At 71.5% G+C, this 16,740-nt stretch carries 14 protein-coding genes; 3 read left to right on the forward strand and 11 right to left on the reverse strand.

Annotated features, from left to right (window positions below; all coding sequences use genetic code 11):
• Positions 1-198: 198 nt before the first annotated feature.
• From J2Z79_RS09845 to paaA, 5 genes are all read right to left on the reverse strand, one after another.
• Positions 199-2,052: a TolB-like translocation protein gene (locus J2Z79_RS09845; RefSeq protein ID WP_209466706.1), complete on the reverse strand. Its 1,854-nt coding sequence runs from the start codon at positions 2,050-2,052 to the stop codon at positions 199-201.
• Between the two features lie 126 nt (positions 2,053-2,178).
• The gene (gene paaD / locus J2Z79_RS09850) at positions 2,179-2,679 is read right to left on the reverse strand and encodes a 1,2-phenylacetyl-CoA epoxidase subunit PaaD (RefSeq protein ID WP_209466707.1); all 501 of its coding nucleotides are present in this window, start codon (positions 2,677-2,679) and stop codon (positions 2,179-2,181) included.
• Positions 2,673-3,455: a 1,2-phenylacetyl-CoA epoxidase subunit PaaC gene (paaC, locus tag J2Z79_RS09855; RefSeq protein ID WP_245302551.1), complete on the reverse strand. Its 783-nt coding sequence runs from the start codon at positions 3,453-3,455 to the stop codon at positions 2,673-2,675. Before paaC ends, paaD begins: the two co-directional genes overlap by 7 nt.
• A 29-nt stretch (positions 3,456-3,484) precedes the next feature.
• Positions 3,485-3,838, reverse strand: coding sequence for a phenylacetic acid degradation protein (locus tag J2Z79_RS09860; protein WP_209466708.1), 354 nt, complete (start codon positions 3,836-3,838; stop codon positions 3,485-3,487).
• A 13-nt stretch (positions 3,839-3,851) separates the two neighbouring features.
• Complete coding sequence (gene paaA / locus J2Z79_RS09865; protein ID WP_209466709.1) at positions 3,852-4,790, reverse strand: 1,2-phenylacetyl-CoA epoxidase subunit PaaA; 939 nt, start codon at positions 4,788-4,790, stop codon at positions 3,852-3,854.
• Positions 4,791-5,039: 249 nt separating this feature from the next.
• Here paaA and J2Z79_RS09870 point away from each other — a divergent pair, with 249 nt between their 5' ends.
• Positions 5,040-5,420 carry a hypothetical protein gene (locus tag J2Z79_RS09870; RefSeq protein ID WP_209466710.1) on the forward strand — a complete coding sequence of 127 codons (381 nt, stop codon included), beginning with the start codon at positions 5,040-5,042 and terminating at the stop codon, positions 5,418-5,420.
• Between the two features lie 77 nt (positions 5,421-5,497).
• Here J2Z79_RS09870 and J2Z79_RS09875 read toward each other — a convergent pair whose 3' ends face one another.
• Positions 5,498-6,637, reverse strand: coding sequence for a glycerate kinase (locus tag J2Z79_RS09875; RefSeq protein ID WP_209466711.1), 1,140 nt, complete (start codon positions 6,635-6,637; stop codon positions 5,498-5,500).
• A gap of 153 nt (positions 6,638-6,790) precedes the next feature.
• Here J2Z79_RS09875 and J2Z79_RS09880 point away from each other — a divergent pair, with 153 nt between their 5' ends.
• Positions 6,791-8,026 carry an acyl-CoA dehydrogenase family protein gene (locus tag J2Z79_RS09880; protein ID WP_209466712.1) on the forward strand — a complete coding sequence of 412 codons (1,236 nt, stop codon included), beginning with the start codon at positions 6,791-6,793 and terminating at the stop codon, positions 8,024-8,026.
• Positions 8,027-8,153: 127 nt separating this feature from the next.
• On the forward strand, positions 8,154-9,548 hold the full coding sequence (locus J2Z79_RS09885) for a class I adenylate-forming enzyme family protein (RefSeq protein WP_280953674.1): 1,395 nt from the start codon (positions 8,154-8,156) through the stop codon (positions 9,546-9,548).
• Positions 9,549-9,582: 34 nt separating this feature from the next.
• Here J2Z79_RS09885 and J2Z79_RS09890 read toward each other — a convergent pair whose 3' ends face one another.
• The 5 genes from J2Z79_RS09890 to J2Z79_RS09910 form a co-directional block, all read right to left on the reverse strand.
• Complete coding sequence (locus J2Z79_RS09890) at positions 9,583-11,154, reverse strand: type II CAAX endopeptidase family protein (RefSeq protein ID WP_209466714.1); 1,572 nt, start codon at positions 11,152-11,154, stop codon at positions 9,583-9,585.
• Between the two features lie 130 nt (positions 11,155-11,284).
• Positions 11,285-12,409 carry an S-layer homology domain-containing protein gene (locus tag J2Z79_RS09895; protein WP_209466715.1) on the reverse strand — a complete coding sequence of 375 codons (1,125 nt, stop codon included), beginning with the start codon at positions 12,407-12,409 and terminating at the stop codon, positions 11,285-11,287.
• 98 nt (positions 12,410-12,507) lie between these two features.
• Positions 12,508-13,056, reverse strand: coding sequence for a histidine phosphatase family protein (locus tag J2Z79_RS09900; protein WP_209466716.1), 549 nt, complete (start codon positions 13,054-13,056; stop codon positions 12,508-12,510).
• 622 nt (positions 13,057-13,678) lie between these two features.
• Positions 13,679-14,473, reverse strand: a complete 795-nt coding sequence (locus J2Z79_RS09905) for an undecaprenyl-diphosphate phosphatase (RefSeq protein ID WP_209466717.1) — start codon at positions 14,471-14,473, stop codon at positions 13,679-13,681.
• A 111-nt stretch (positions 14,474-14,584) separates the two neighbouring features.
• Positions 14,585-16,603 carry an ATP-dependent helicase gene (locus tag J2Z79_RS09910; protein WP_209466718.1) on the reverse strand — a complete coding sequence of 673 codons (2,019 nt, stop codon included), beginning with the start codon at positions 16,601-16,603 and terminating at the stop codon, positions 14,585-14,587.
• Between the last annotated feature and the right edge of the window lie 137 nt (positions 16,604-16,740).

A 16,740-nucleotide genomic window follows, 5' to 3' on the forward strand; every position in this document is an offset into this window, starting at 1 on the left:
ACTGGGCAGCCCTTGCCTTTGGCTAACGGGCTGGTGCCACCTCGCCCGTATTGGACTTTCACCAACAAGTCAGCGCCCATGCTGGGCGCACCGCGCAAACCCCGCCGGGGGTTCCCGGCGGGGCAAGACCTGTCTGCGGCTTCCAGGACCGGGGCGAGCCGGGCCGACGGCTCTCCGGATGTATCGCGCCTCGCGCGCTCACGGCCGGGGCGGCACGTAGCGGGATGAGGCGCCAGGCCAGCGGATCACGTAGACCGCGTTGCCGTCCCAGCCGGCCGGGAGCCCGTCCCCCAGCTCGGTCCACGTGCCGTCGGCCAGGCTGTACACGAAGACGCCCTCCCACGGGCCCCGGGCGCCCAGGATCCGCCCTCCGGTCCCATCCCAGAAGGCCCGGCCGAACAGGGCGCCGGGGAGCGGGACCGCGGGGCTGCCGTCCAGCGGGATCACCCACGGGTTGTACCCTTCCGCGAAGGCCAGCACGCTGGCGCCGCCGGGGCTCCAGGCGAGGCGCGCCCCCCAGGCCAGGAGCGGCACCGGCTCCGAGGCGACCTGCCGCTCCCCCAGCTCCAGGTCGTAGACCACCAGGGCGCTCCGCCCGGCGCGCGCCAGCGGATCGAGCGCCGCGATCCTGCGCCCGTCGGGGCTCCAGGCCACCCACCGCCGCACGTCGCCCTTGCCCCGGAACCAGTTGCGGGCGAACCCCTCCACCACCTGCCGCTCGCCGGTCGCCACGTCCAGCAGGACCAGCGGCATCCAGAGCGGATCGTCCCCATACGGATCACCCTCGGCCTCAGGGCCCAGGTAGGCAGCCGTTCGCCCGTCCGGGGAGAAGACGGCCGTCCCCGGCACCGGCTCGTCCGGGACGAACGGCAGCGCCGCCGTATCGGGCGCTCCCGGAGCCCAGGCCTCCCAGCCTCGGTCAGCCACCCACCAGGGGGGGTGGTTGAAGAGACGGCCGCCGGCCCACTGGAGCGTGCCCGCCGGCAGCGGGGCCTCCAACAGGCGGTTCGCCGCGAGGTCGACCACCGCGCCCCGCTGCTCCCACATTTCGTTTCCCACGGCCTGCCACCCGCGCAGGGCGATGTAGGCCCCGTCCGGCGAAGGCCAGGCCTCGGTGATCTCCGGCGGCAGGGTCAGGAGTCGCTCGCCGGCGCCCGTGGCCAGGTCGACCCGCTCCAGGTAGGGCAGCGACGCCTCGCTGCGCAGCGTGACCGGGGAGTGGGCCACGGGCAGCCCGCTGCCCGATGCCACCACCCGGCGCAGGTCCAGCGTCATCCGGGCGGGGACCTGATCCATCTCCACCACCCAGCGGCTCGCGGACTCCTGCCTGACGATCAGCGGGTCGCCGACCCGCGCCTCCACGTCGGCCAGCCAGGCTGCCAGGCTCCCCTGCTCCACCGGCCGGTCGAACGACAGCTGAAGCCAGAGCGGGCCGTCCGGCAGCACGGCTTCAGCCCCCTCCAGGGACTGGAGCGCGCCGTCCGCGGCCCGGTAGGTGATGTATACCGTGGGCTCCGGCGCCCGGAGCAGCTTGGTGTGCGACCCGCCCACGCCCTGGAGCCACGCCTCAAACCGGTCCGGCAGCGGCGCGGCGAACCGGGCCTGGATGACCCCCAGCACCGTCCGGACCTCGGCGGGCTCGGCACCGCTGGTGCGCAGGAGCGCGCTGTACGGGCCGGCGTCGTGGGTGTCCAGCTGCCACGTGATGAGCACGTCTCCGGAGCCCACCGCCACCTCGGACTCCCATTCCTCCAGGGTGACGGCAGTCACGCCGTCGACGACGTCGGGCAGCGCAGCGGTGGGCCGGTAGACGATGCGGCCGATGAGGCGCGGCACGGCACGGGGCTGTCGGCCCTCGCCGGACGCGGCAGAAGCCGCGCGGTCAGCGCCGGCCCCGGCGGCAGATGCCCCGGCGGCCGCCCCCCCGCCGGGGGCAGCGCTGCCGCCATCCACCGGGGGCGCCTCCGGCACGACGGGTCCGCGGGAGGGCGAGGCACAGCCCACCAGCAGCAGCGACAGCGCCAGGAGCCAGCCCACGGGCTTCCGTCCCATCGTCGTCACCACCCTTTAGTAGTGTGACGATACAGGGCGGCGAGCAGTTCTCGCGGTCTTCTGACGACGGGGTGCTGCAACAGCAAGCGCAGCCCCCGCGCTGCGCGCGGCAGGCTGCCCGGCGGTTCATATCGCTTTCATCCCCTCAAACGGCTGGTGGCAGCCGTCGCAGTAGTAGATCGAGCGGCAGGCCGTGGGCCCGAACAGGTTCTCCAGGTGCGTGTCCAGCGAGCCGCAGTAGGGACAGGCCGGCGCCTCCGCCAGCGAGATGAGCGGCCGGGCCTCCGACGCGCACGGCGGCGGCGCGATGCCGAAGCTGCGCAGCCGCTCCCGGCCCTCGGGGGTGATGCGGTCGCTGCTCCAGGACGGGTCGAGGACGAAGTCCACCTCCACCTCGCCCACCCCGTCCAGCGCGCGGAGCCGGGAGACCACGTCCCGGCGGATGATGCCGAGCGCCGGACAGCCGACGAAGGTGGGAACGATCTCCACCCGCACCCGCACGATCCCGGTGTCACCTCGCTGCACCAGCACGCGGTGCACCATGCCCATGTCCACGATCGAGACCGGCGGGATCTCCGGGTCCTTCACGTCCGCGAGGGCGGCCCAGACGGCCGCCTCGCTCACCATGCCGCACCGGGGGCGATGCGGTAGACCTCCCCCATGGTCTCCAGCAGGCCGTCCAGGTCCGGCGTGTGCTGCCCGCGGCGGCCGTCCGGCCCGGTGAAGCCGCCGGGGACGGGACTGCCCGGCCAGTCGAACCCCACCTCGGCGAAGAGCGGCCGCATCGCCGCCGTCCACCGGTCGACCATCTCCTCGGCCGTGGCGGGGAAGAGCGGCCCCGGGACCACCTCGCCCAGGGAGAAGAGGCCGCCCACGTCGGGCCACGCCCGCGCGACGCCCGCCGCCAGCCGGCGCCGCGACTCGTCGGTACCGTGGGCCAGCCGGCGGAACCAGGTGGTGTGGTGGATCAGGTGGTACCGCTCCTCCCGCCGGATCCGGGCTGCGGCCTGCGCCAGCGGGGCGTGGCTGGAGCCGGCCAGCACCTCCAGCCGGATCTGGTCGAACAGGTCGTAGGCGAGCCGCCGGGCGATGGTGTAGCCCCAGTCGAACTCGGGGCGGTCCAGGTAGCTGCCCGGCCCGTTGGGCCGCTCCAGGAGCACGGCGTTGCGCCGCGCTGCGGCCGGCCGCAGGAAGGCCAGGTCGTCGGCCCGCCCCTCGCCCAGCTCCTCCAGGAGGTGATAGTAGAGGTTGGCGTGGCCCACCTCGTCCTGGGCGATGGAGGAGAAGGCCACGTCCTCCTCGATGTGCGGGGCAAGTCCCAGCCATTCCGAATCCCGGTGGCCGATCACCAGCTCGTCGTCCGCCAGCTGGTAGAGCAACGCGATCAGCGTCGGTCGATCCATCCCCATCCCCTCCCCCGGGCGCGGGGCGCCTAGTCCCGCACGAAGTCCTGCTCCAGGTCGAGCAGCGCACGCTTGTACCTGCGCCAGCGCTCAGCGTTGGCCTTGCTGTAGCCGGCCAGCGTGCGGTAGCGCTTGTCGGTCTCCTGGGCAAAGAAGTCCCGGTCGGCGTAGTCGGTCCGGTGGATGGCGCCCTGCTCCACCGCCCAGAGCGAGACGGCCGGGTCCCGGCGCAGGAACGACTCGCGCGCCAGCACCAGGGCGTCCTCCGGCGAGCCGGCGTCCACCGAGCCCACCCAGACGTGCGGGCTGCCGTGGTCCTTCTGCACGAAGATCTCGTACACCCGGAACTGCCGCCGCTCCTCCGAATGCCTCTGCTCCGCCACGGTTGATCCCCTCCTAGACCGCCTGCTTCGCCGGGGCCATAAGGGCCTCGCGCACCCAGCGCCCCTGTTCATAGGAGAGCCGCCTGAGGCCCAGCCGGTACTGGGAGAGCGGCCCCTCGTTGCGGGCGATGGCCTTCAGCTTGGACCAGTCCGGCGGGGTGTAGATCCACCTGCCGGCGGCCTCGTCGTACCGCAGGGCCGGGTCGGGGATGGTGAGGCCCAGGGCCTGGATGCGGGGCACGTACTTGGTGAGGAACTTCTGGCGCAGCTCCTCGTTGGTCTTGGTGCGGAAGCGGTACTTGAGCAGGATGGTGGCCGACGGCGAGTTGGTCTCCGCCGGGCCGAAGAAGAGCAGGAGCGCCTCCCACCACCGCTCCAGGGCCTCCTGCAGCATCTGCCGCTGGGCGGGCGTCCCCTCGGCCAGGGCGAGGCAGATCGACTCGCCGTGCTGGATGTGGAACCCCTCCTCGGCGCACACCCGCTGCAGGACGCGGGCGTAGGGGGCGTAGGAGGAGCCGAGCAGCGCCGCCTGGGAGATGACGGCCGCGCCGTCCACCAGCCAGCCGATGATGCCCGCGTCGGCCCAGGTGGGTGCGGGCATGTGGAAGACGTTGTGGAACTTGCACTCGCCGGTGAAGAGCTCCCCCACCAGCTCCTCCCGGCCCTTGCCCAGCGGCGCGGCCAGGTCCTCCGCCACCCGCAGGATGAGCTGGGCGTGGCCGACCTCGTCCTGGACCTTGGCCATCAGGCTCAGCTTGCGCGCGAGCGTGGGTGCGCGCGGCACCCATTCCTTCTCGGGCAGGGCGCCCATCAGCTCCGACAGGGCGTGCATCTGCATGAACCTGATCATGGTGGTGCGGTACTCCTCCGGCATCCAGTCGGTCGCCTCGACCTTGCCGCCGCCCTCGACGTGGGCCAGGAACTCGGCCCGCCGCTCGTCCGTGCGGTCCACCGCTATCCCTCCTGTTGGGCCCCTGCCGTCCGTGCACACCCCGGCAGGCGCTCACTCATATATCAAGTTTATTCTCACTACTCAGAACCGGTCAAGCGCCACTGACCGCCTCCCGGGCCACCGGGCCGCATCAGGGGTGGGCAGGCAGGAAACATGGATTCAGAAGGAGAATCGTATGGAGACTTTCCCCCAGGCAAGTGTACGACCAGCCAATTCCGGGAAGTATGGGATAGACGGAGGGATACCACCATGGCCGAAACCGCAGCCGCCGGCCGGGGCGAGGCGTACTATTCCACCGCCCGCACCCTCGGCACCGGTACGACCAGCACCGTCACGCTGCAGATCTGGCGGTTACTGGACGACTTTCTCGTGCAGCACGGGCGCGCGATGAGCGCTACGGAGCTTTCGGAGGCGACGGGGCTGACGGTCGAGCAGATCGACCAGATCTTCGCCCAGGAGTACTACCAGAAGCACTACGGGTTCCGGCGCTTCAACAGCCTCGAGGAGTGGCGGGCCTGGGCGCTGGAGACCGGCGTTCTCTACAATCCGGAGCTGCACAAGCCCGACCCGGTCCCGGAGGAGGAAGCCCCCGCTCAGGAGGAGGGCGCCGCCGGGGAGAGCGAGGCGTAGGACCCGGCGCAGCGGGCGCAGCCAGAAGAAGACCGCAGGGCAGCTTCCCTGCGGTCTCTTTCTGTCTGCTGTGCGGGTCAGCGGCCCAGCCCGAGGCGGGCCAGGCGGACTGTGTGCGCCGCGGCCCGCCGCAGCAGCTCACCGGCCCGGTCCATCGCCTCCTCGAGGCGCATCGGCCCCGTCGCCGTGCTGAAAAGGGCCGTGACGCCCTCCTCCACGAGCCGGTCCGCGTCGGGCGTCACGGCGCCTGAGAGTACGACGACGGGCACGCCGTGCCGGGCCGCAGCCCGGGCCACGCCGAGCACCACCTTGCCGGACAGCGTCTGCCCGTCGGTTCGCCCCTCGCCCGTGATCACCAGGGAGGCCCCCGGCAGCCGCCGATCCAGGCCGTTAGCGGCCATCACCAGGTCGATGCCGCGCCGCAGCTCCGCCCCCAGGAACGCCATGAGCCCGTACCCGAGACCCCCGGCGGCGCCGGCACCGGGGCTCGCGCGCGGGTCCCGCCCGAGGCTGCGCGCCGCCACGTCCGCCAGGCGGGTGAGGGCCCGGTCCAGCAGGGCGACGTCCTCCGGGCCGGCCCCCTTCTGGGGGCCGTAGACGGCCGAGGCGCCGCGCGGACCCGTCAGGGGGTTGTCCACGTCGCAGGCGACCAGGAGCTCGGCTCGTGCAAGCCGGGGGTCCAGCCCGCGCAGGTCGATCCGCTCCAGCTCCAGCAGCGCCGCGCCGCCCCGACCCACCTCGGTGCCGTCGGCCCGCAGGAACCGGCCGCCCAGCGCCTGCGCCATGCCGACCCCGCCGTCGTTGGTGGCGCTGCCGCCGATGCCGATGATGATGCGCCGCACCCCCACGTCCAGGGCGGCCCGGATCAGCTCGCCGGTGCCGTACGTGGTCGTCACCCGGGGGTTGCGCCGGTCCTCCGGCACCAGCAGCAGGCCGGAGGCCGCCGCCATCTCAATGGCCGCCGTCCGCCCGTCGCCCAGGAGGCCGAAGGCCGCCTCCACCGGGTCTCCCAGGGGTCCGGTGACCTGCGTCCTCACCAGCCGCCCGCCGGTGGCGGCCACCAGGGCGTCCACGGTGCCCTCGCCCCCGTCGGCCATCGGCAGGGCGATCGCGTCGGCGCCGGGGAGCGCGTCCAGCACGCCCTGACGCATGGCCTCGGCAGCGGCGACGGCGGTGAGGCTTCCCTTGAAGGAGTCGGGAGCCAGGATGATCTTCACGCGCGGTCCCTCCCGCAGGCGTTCATCTGCTGCCCACTTCGCCCCCGTCCGCGTTCATTCCTGTACCCGCCGGCCGGAGACAAGCCCTTGACGACAAATCAAATCTGACTGTATTGTGGGAATATATCGGAATCCAGGAAGGGAGGCCGCTGCGTGTTTGACTTCCTGCTGACCGCCGAACAGCGGGCGGTGCGCGACGAAGCCCGGGAGTTCGTGCGGAGCATCGATCCCCAGCTCCTGATCGACATGGACGAGGACAAGGTCCAGTACCCGCGCTCCTTCGTGGAAGAGGCAGCCGCCCGGAACCTGCTGGGGCTGCGCTTCGCGCCCGAGTGGGGCGGTCGCGGGCTCCAGTGGACCACCGAACTCGCGGTGATCGAGGAGATCGGCGTGCTCGGATCGGCCCTGGGGTGCCTCTACTCCCTCCCCTCCATCGTCGGGGAGGCGATTTACCGGTTCGGCACCCCCGACCAGAAGGAGCGCTACCTCCTGCCCACCCTCCAGGGCAAGAAGTTCACGGCGGAGGGCCTGACCGAGCCGCGGGGCGGGTCGGACTTCTTCGGCGCCACCACCACGGCCGTCCGCAAGGGCGACCATTACGTCCTGAACGGCCAGAAGCGGTTCGTAGTGGGGGCCGAGGGCGCCGACTACTTCCTGGTCTACGCCAGGACCGACCCGAACGGGCCGCCCCACGAGTCGATGTCCGTCTTCCTGGTGGACCGGGGGTCGGGCGTGCACGTGGCGCACCTCTACGGCCTGATGGGCGGCCGGGGCGGCGGCGCCGGGCGGGTGGTCTTCAGGGACGTGATCGTGCCCGTGGAGAACCGCATCGGTGAGGAGAACGGCGCCGCGCAGATCTTCTACCAGATGATGGTCCCCGAGCGGCTGACCAGCGCCGCGGGCGCCATCGGCATCGCCAGAGCCGCGCTGGAGGTGGCGGCGGTCTACTCCACCCGGCGGAAGGCGTTCGGCAGGAAGATCAAGGACTTCCAGGGAGTCAACTTCAAGGTGGCGGAGTCCATCACCAAGCTGGATGCGGCCCGGGCCCTGGTCTACGCCGCCGGGGCGGCCGAGGACTCGGGCCAGCCGCCGGAGCTGGTGCGCCGCCTGGTCTCGGAGGCGAAGAAGTTCGCGACCGACGCCGCCTGGGAAGTCACCAACCACGCGATGCAGATCATGGGCGGCATCGGCTACACCAACGTCTTCCCCGTGGAGCGGCTGGTGCGGGAGGCGCGCCTCACGCAGATCTGGACCGGCACCAACGAGATCATGAACCTCGTGATCCAGCACGAGTACTACAAGGAGCTGAAGAACCGGGAGCGCCGGGGCCGCGACGTGGAGCGTGATGCGCGCGGCGCTGCCCTCGAAGAGGAGAAGGTCTACGAATAAGGGGCAGAGGGAGGAACGGAGGATGGGAGAGCTCCTGCACCGGATGCTCGAGCGGAACGCGCGCAAGTACCCTGAGGCCGAGGCGCTGGTAGACCCTGCGGCCGGTGTGCGCTGAACCTGGGCGCAGCTGGACCGCCTGGCGACCCGGGCGGCCGCGGCGCTCCAGGAACGGGGGCTGAGGAAGGGCGACCGGGCCCTCCTCTACATGCCCAACCGGCCGGAGATGGCGGTGGGGCTCTTCGCCGTGTGGAAGCTGGGCGGCGTCGTGGTCCCGGCCAACCCCCGCTTCACCGGCTTCGAGCTGGCCCACCTGCTGCGCGACAGCGAGGCATCCTTGCTGGTCCACGACCCGGCGCTGGCGCCCCAGGTCAGCGAGGCGCTGGGTGCGGAGGGCATTCCGGCCGCTGCGGCGGTGCCTGCGCCTGAGCTGCTGGAGGAGCACGGCCGGGAGCCGGTCCTGCCGGACGACCTGTCGTCCGCGGACCTGGCGGAGCTCATCTACACCTCGGGCACCACAGGGGCGCCGAAGGGGGCGGCGCACACGCATGACTCGGTCTATGCGACGGCCTCGATGTTCGCCTACGAAATGTCGATCCGGCCGGGTGACCGCGTCCTCAACGTGATGCCCATGACCTTCTCGGCGGTGCTCAACCTCACGGTGCTGGGCGCCACCTACGCCGGCGCCACCAACGTCATCGGCAACTACACCCCGCAGCTGATGGCGCAGCTGATCCAGCAGGAGCGCTGCACCCTCGCCTTCGGGGCGCCGGTGGCCTACCTGATGATGCTCAAGCTGCCCAACCTGCACGAGTACGACTTCTCCAGCGTGAAGTCGTGGACCTACGGCGGTGCTCCCATGTCCCGCGAGCAGGTGCTGGCCATGCGGGAGCGGCTGGGGCCCAACCTCTACTGCCTCTACGGCCTCACCGAGGCCGGCCCCAACGGCACCTTCCTGGACCCCGCCGACCACGAGAAGCACGCCGGGTCGGTGGGGCGCCGGGCGACGGTCAACACCGAGATCCGCATCGTGGACGACGAGGGCCGGGACGTGGCCCCCGGTGAGGTGGGCGAGGTCCTGCTGCGCACCACGTCGGCCATGACCGGGTACTGGCGGAACGAGAAGGCCACCCGCGAGACCATCGTGGACGGCTGGATCCGTACCGGCGACCTCGCCCGGCGGGATGAGGAGGGCTTCATCTACATCGTCGACCGGCGGAAGGACATGGTGATCGTGGGCGGGATTAACGTCTATCCCCGGGAGGTCGAGGAGGCGCTCGCGACGCACCCCGGCGTGGAGGAGTGCGCCGTCTTCGGCATCCCCCATCCGGAATGGGGCGAAACCATCGTGGCCGCCTACGTCCCCCGGGGCGGTGCGGAGACGCCGGCCGAGGAGCTGCGCAGCCACTGCGCCGCCCGGCTGGCGGAGTACAAGATCCCCCGCATCTTCGAGCCCGTGCCGGCCCTGCCCCGCAACTCCAACGGCAAGGTGCTGAAGCACGAGCTGCGCAAGCGCTGGCTCTAATTCAGGGCGCCCCCGACGGGGCGCCCTCTTCGCGTCATTGTACCCCCTGCCCGACGAGGCGGTAGGAGTGCCCCATGTAGTCGAGGCGCAGCAGGACGTGGGGCGCCTCCGGGGAGTACCACGCCTGCAGCCGGTCGCCGAGTGCGGCCTGCCACGCCTTGCCTCCGCCGGCCGTGCCTCTGGTGAGGCGCAGCTCAGCAGACTCCACGGCCGGCAGCGAGGTCTTCAACCTGGGATCCCACTTGGAGGGCGACGCAAGCGCCACGGTGTACACATGCTCCTCGGCCAGCCCGGCCAGGGAGATCCGCCACGGCAGCTCCTCGGCCAGCACCGCACCGGCAGGCAGCCCGATTCCCGAGGTGCCCTCCCGGGCGCTGCGGTACACCGTGAGGCGCAGCCCGTCGCCCTCCGGTGCGATCCGGATCTCCTGGTGGAACCCGCCCTCCGCCGGCATCACGCGCTCGATGAGCTCCAGCAGCCGGAGGTCAGACCTGCTCCACCGCATGCTGATCTCCATGGCGACGGCGTCCGACTGGAAGACGGAGTTCTCCCGCTCGACGCGCCACGCCCGGATCTCGGCGCGGCAGTCCACCGCGTAGCTGGCGCTCTGGGGGGTCAGACGGCATTCCATGCTGCCCACGACCTCGTCGGCAACGTTGCGGACCTCGTATCGCCAGACCTCCGGGCGCTCGAAGACGGCGGCCTTCAGCGCCGGCGGCTCCTTCGGCACGGACGGCGCCGCGCCGGGAACGCTCAGGAGGCCGGCCTCGGCCCCCGCCGCGCACAGGTAGAGCACCGCGAACGGGATCAGGGGCCACAGCTCCCCAAGCCGGGCGCGGGCGGGACGCCGCCCGGACGCCTCTTCCCCTGACGGCGCAGGGCTCTGCTGCAGGAAGCGGCGGAAGGCGACGACGCCCAGCACGAGCATGGCCGGCATCATCCCCGCGAGCCAGGGAGCCGGCACCTCCACGCCGAGGGCGGCCAGCAGCGCGACGGTGGCCGGCACGGAGTTCTGCGCCGCGTGGGCCAGCACGCCGGGCAGCAGCGACCCCGTGCGCCAGCGGAGGATCCCCAGGGCGAAGGCAGCCGGCAGCAGGCCGGGCAGGCCCTGGAGCCGCAGGTGGTAGAACGCGAAGAGCAAGGCGGAGACCACCACCGCGGTGCGGGCCCCCCGCAGGGCGTACGCCCGGTAGATGTAGCCCCGGAACAGGACCTCCTCGCAGACCGGCGCGAAGAGCGTGAGGCCCAGGAAGAGGAGAAGGCCGGCGGGCGCGGACCCGGGCTGCGTCAGCCCCGGAGCCTCGTACCCGGTCAGGGCCACCACCACGGCGGTGATTGCCGCCCCCAGCGCCCAGGCGCCGAAACCGATGGGAACGGCCAGCAGCATCTGTTCCGGGCGGGCCGGGCGCCAGGCCACGGCCGCGCGCCAGTCCGCGCCCTCCCGCCGCAGCGCCAGGAGGGTCGGCGCGAGGATGCAGACGAGCTCGGTGAAGATGAGGCCGCTGCCGGCCTCCCGGCTCTGGGCGAATCCCCCCAGCAGAACCACCAGGAGGATGGTACCCAGGAACAGAAGGTTGGCGTTGCGAACCGCGCGCTCCTCGTACATGCCGGCAGGCCCCCTGATACGTGCAGTTATTCCGAGTATAGCTACATCAACACGGTGTGAACATGATGAAAAAGTGTCAGTTGAGCAAAAAAGGACGCTGCGGGGTCGTCCCTGCAGCGTCCTGACCGTTTCACCGGCTCTGAATGAACAGCTGCGTCCAGCCGTTCTCGTAGAAGCCCACACCGATCGTGTCGTAGTCCGGGTTCATGATGTTCCCGCGGTGGCCGGAGCTGTTCATCCAGTCCTTGTGGACCTCCTCCGGGGTGCGCTGGCCCCGGGCGATGTTCTCCGCAGCGCCCCGGTACCGGATGCCGAACCGGGCCATCATCTCGAAGGGGCTGCCGTAGGTGGGGCTCTGGTGGCTGAAGTAGCCCTGGGTCACGAAGTCCTGCGACTTCAGGCGGGCGACCCGGCTCAGGTCGGGGTCGAGCCGCAGGGGCTGCAGGCCCGCCGCCGCCCGCTCGGCGTTGACCAGCTCGGCCACCCGCAGCTCGAACTCGTGGAACTGCCACGCGCCCTGGCCGCTCTGATCCCCGGGACTCGGGCCGTCGCCGGCTCCGGGCCCCGGGCCCCCCTGGTCCCCCGGCTCCGGGTCGCCGCCGGGATGTCCGGCGCTCTGCGCCAGCCGGACCGCACGCGCGAGCATCACGGCGGCCTGCGCCCGCGTGGCGGTCTGCTCCGGGGCGAAGGTGCCGTCGCCCATGCCGCGGATGATCCCGTAGCCGGCGGCCTTCATGATGTACGGGCCGAACGGCGGCTCGTGCGGGTCCACGTCGGAGAACGTGACGGTCGGCGTCGGCGCCGGCGCCGTGCCCAGCTGGGCCTCGGCGGCCCGGGCCAGCATCCGGGCCAGCTCCGCCCGGGTGATCGGCTTGTCGGGGCGGAACCGGCTGCCGAAGTCGCCGCTCCGGATCACGCCCGCCTGCACGGCGCGGGTGACCGGCTCCTCGTACCAGCCTCCCCGGATGTCGGTGAAGGGCACCTTGACCGTTGGATCCGCCTCCAGGCTGAAGGCGCGCAGGATGGCGGTGACCGCCTCCGCCCGGGTGATCTGGTCGTTGGGCCGGAATGCCCCGGTGGCGGCGTCGCCCCGGAAGATGCCGGCCTGGCTCGTGAAGGCGACATCGGCTGCGGCCCAGGCCGGAATCTGGGCCTGGTCCGCGTAGCCCGCCGGCGCCGCGCGGGCCGTCGCGGCGACCAGCACGGCCGCGATCAGGGAGGTGGCCAGGGTACGCAGGTGTGAACGCATCGGCATGAGAGGTCCTCCAAGCGTAGGTGTAAGTTTCTACAATTGCACCTTTAACTTACCATAACGCTTCGGGCGGCCTCAACCGACGGGACAACTTCCCAGCTTCACCGCCCCGACCACATGCGGTCCACCCGACTTTCCGGACCGGAGACCGTCACCCGGTAGACATCGGGGGTGGTCATGCGCTCCCAGTCGGCGAACCCGATCGCCGGGTCGACGGCGCGCAGCAGCAGCGTCGCCAGGCACCCGTGGGTGACCAGGGCAAAGGGAACGCCCTCTGCTGCGGCCAGGGCCGCCTCCACCGCGGCCATCCCCCGGGCCGCGGCCTGCCGGCTCGACTCCCCGCCCGCAAAGCAGAGGTCAGGGTCGGCGAAGGTCTGCGCCAGCTTCTCCCGCCAGTCCGGCAGGGACTCGCCGGCGAGCACCCGCTCCACGAGGCGCTCATCTGTTTCCACCGGCAGCCCCAGCCGACGGGCCAGCGGTTCGGCGGTCTCCACCGCGCGCCGGTACGGGCTGGCGATGATCCGGCGGAGCCCCAGACCGGCCAGCTGCCCGGCCAGCCGTTCCGCCTGGGCCCGCCCCGCTGCGGTGAGCGGCGCACCCGGCGCCTGCCCCTCCGCCTCGCAGTGTCGGATCACATAGAACAGCCCCACGTCGCTCCCCCGCGCGCAGGAGCGGGGCTCACGCCCCGCTCCGGTTCTGTCAGCACGGCTCCAGCCACCACCCGCCCGCGCCAGGCCTGGCCAGGAAGGCGCTGCAGCGTCCGTCCGGCTCCTCGGCCACGACCCTGAACCCCGCAGCACATCCGCTCCCGGTGCCAGAGCGGCGCCGCCTGGGGCGGCGGGCAGCGCCACACCCTGCGGGTCTCCGTCCGCAAACTCGATCTCAACGCCAGACCGGAGCTCTCGCCAGTCAACCGCGTTCGGCCACATGTGCTTCACCCTTTCCCTTCTCGGTGTTGGCAGTACAACACCGGAGAAGGCGGGCCCCGGGCCTAAAGGGGTACCTGCGGGGGCGTCATCGGCCGGCCACCTCGCCATCCGTGTGGTGTGAAGTTCACTTGACCTGTTGCATCGGCGGATCCGAAGTCAAAGAGTTCAACCAATATTGGGTATATCCTGCATATGTACACGCGACAGTATAAAGACGCGGCATCGCCCTCGTCGGCGATGCCGCGTCCGTCTTGTTCCTTCGGCGCAGCCGGCCACGGGCGGGCGGCAGAGGGATGACCGCCAGCGCTGCCACCGGTCCCCCGTACGGCGCCGTGGGACGCTGCTACATCCCCCGCACCAGCAGCAGGATGATCGCGAACGCCGCCACGATGCCCCGGTACCCGGCGAAGACCAGGTAGGTCCCCCGCTGCAGGTACTGCAGCAGCATCGCGATCACCGCGTAGCCGCTCACGGCCGCCGCGGCCACACCGGCGAAGAATGCCGGGGTGAACATCGACGGGTCTGCGTCGGGGATCACCAGCAGGGCGCCGCCCAGGATGATGGGCCAGCCGAGGAGGAACGAGACCTTGGCCGCCGCCTCCCGCTTCAGCCCCAGCGCCAGGGCGGCGGTGATGGTCGCACCGGACCGGGAGACGCCGGGGATCACGGCCAGGGCCTGCGCCAGGCCGATCCAGATCACGTCCACGACCCGGATCTCCTCCAGCGACCGCCGCTTGGGCCCCAGCCGGTCGGCCAGGTAGAGGATGAAGCCCACCGCCGCCAGCAGGATGGCGATGGAGAGGACCGACTGCCGGAAGACCGCCTCCACCACGTCCTCCATCAGGTAGCCGAAGATGGCCCCCGGCACGGTGCCCAGCACGATCCCCCAGGCCAGCTTGCCCGTCGGCGTCCTCGTCCCCTTCGTCAGCCCCTCGACCGCGAGGTGGATCAGGTCCCGCCAGAAGTAGATGGTCACCGCGATCAGGGTGCCCGCGTGCAGCGCCAGGTCGAAGGCCAGGCCCGACGGCGACCAGCCCAGGAACCAGGGCACGAGGATCAGGTGCGCGGAACTGGAGATGGGCAGGAACTCGGCCAGTCCCTGCACGATGCCGAGGACGATGGCCTGAAGAACCGTCACGGAGATCCCTCCACTCTACTCATGCCAAACAGCCCCAGTGTACCACACGGTATGCAGGACAGGAACGGCCAGTCCGCGGCGCCGAGCCGATCCCGCTCTTCGGGCCCAGCGCTAGTCCGCCGCGCCCACCGGAGCCTGGGCTGCGGCCGGACCGGGGCCCCGCAGCGCCTCCGCCAGGAACTGCGATGGCCTGGTGATGACCATCTCGCCCCGCTCCGACCGCACCCGTGCGCCGGTCAGGTAGAGCTCCTCCCGCGCCCGGGTGATAGCCACGTAGCAGAGCCGCCGCTCCTCCTCCAGGTTCCCCTCCTCGAGCGCCCGCTGGTTGGGCAGGATGCCCTGCTCCATCCCCACCACGAAGACCACCGGGTACTCCAGCCCCTTGGCCGAGTGGATCGTCTGCAGGCGCACCACGTCGCCGCCGGACTCCTCGTCCTGCGCCTCGAGCAGGGAGAGGTGGTCCAGGTAGCCGCCGAGGCCGCCTGCGGGGGAGCGCCGCTCGTAGTCGTACATCGCGCTGATCAGGCTGCGCACCACCTCGGCCCGCCGCTCCGACCGGCGCTGGTCCTCCTGCTCCAGGTACTCCAGGTAGCCCGTCTCCTGCAGCAGCGCTTCCGCCGTGGCCGCGAAGCGGCCTGGGCGCCGGTCGAGGGCCGCCTGCGCCCGGATCAGCTGCTCGTGGAGGCGCAGGGCGCCCTCGGCCGCCTGCTCCTGCAGCTGGCCCTCCTCCACCGCCAGGCGGAGCGCCTGGATCAGGTCGACGTCCCGCTGCGCCGCCAGCGCCAGCAGCCGCTGCAGCCCCCGCTCGCCGATGCCCCGGCGGGGGGCGTTCAGCACCCGCTCGAAGTTCACCGAGTCCCGGGGGTTGTAGAGGAGCCGCAGGTAGCCCAGCGACTCCTGGACCTCCCGGCGGTCGTAGAACCGGGGCCCGCCCACGACCTGATACGGGATCCCGGCCTCACGCAGCCGCTCCTCGAACGGCCGGGACTGGATGCTGGTCCGGAACAGGATGGCGAAGTCGCCCCAGCGCCGGCCGGCGGCGACGCCCTGCTGGATGCGGGCCACCACGTCGTGCGCCTCGGCCACGTCGGTCTCCGACTCGAACGCCACCACCGGCCGCCCCTCGGGGGCGGTGGTGAAGAGCCGCTTGGGCCGCTGCCCGGCGTTGTGCGCGATCAGCCGGTTGGCGGCGCGGATGATCGCACCGGTGGAGCGGTAGTTCTGCTCCAGCAGGATGGTCCGCGCCCCGGGGAAGTGGCGCTCGAACTCGAGGATGCAGCGGATGTCGGCGGAGCGCCAGGAGTAGATGGACTGGGCGTCGTCCCCCACCGCCATCACGTTCTGCCGCTCGCCGGTCATCAGCTTCACCATGTGCAGCTGGGCCACGTTGGTGTCCTGGAACTCGTCCACCTGCAGGTAGGCGAAACGCCGCTGCACGTCGGCCCTGACGTCGGGCTGCTCCTGCAGCATGCGGGTGAACAGGTTGATCAGGTCGTCGAAGTCGAGGAGGTTGTTCTTCCGGAGCTTCTCCTCGTAGCGCTGCCAGATCTCCGCGGTGAGGCGGTTGACGTACCGGTCGGTCTCCCGGATCATCTGGCGGACCCGCTCCCAGTCCATCAGCCCGTTGGACGGCTGGCGGTAAAGCAGGGTTTCGGGGTCGGCCATCTCGTTCTTGTACCGGCTGATGCGCCACAGGAAGCTCTCGGGCCGGTTCGCCTTCAGGTCGAAGTTCCGCTCGGCGACGACCTCCTTCAGCAGGGCCAGCTGCACCGTCGGGTCGGCCACGGAGAATGCGGGCGTCCGGCCGCACTGGGGGAAGTGGCCGATGTACTGGCGCAGCAGCACCACGGCCGCCGAGTGGAAGGTGCGGATCATGACGCGCTCGGCCGTCCGGCCCACCAGGGCGACGGCCCGCTCCCGCATCTCCCGGGCGGCCTTGTTGGTGAAGGTGATACAGACGATCGCCTCGGGCGGCACGCCCCGGGCCAGCAGGCAGGCCAGGCGGTGGGTGGCGGTGCGGGTCTTGCCGGCACCGGCGCCGGCGATGACGAGAAGGGGGCCGTCCTGGTGCAGGGCGGCCTCCCGTTGCGCAGGGTTGAGGCTGCTGACGATCGCGTCCAGGCTGGACAATGCGGAACTGCCCCCCGTGGATGAGTTGACCCGGGGCATTGTAGCACCTGCTGAAGGACAGGGGTAGACTTGACATTCCGTTCCCGGCTGTGGAACGGAGCCCACCCGGCCCCTTCTTCCGCGAAGCAGGCGCCCCG

This window comes from Symbiobacterium terraclitae (genome assembly GCF_017874315.1).
In the GTDB taxonomy this organism is placed as follows: Bacteria; Bacillota; Sulfobacillia; order Symbiobacteriales; family Symbiobacteriaceae; genus Symbiobacterium; species Symbiobacterium terraclitae.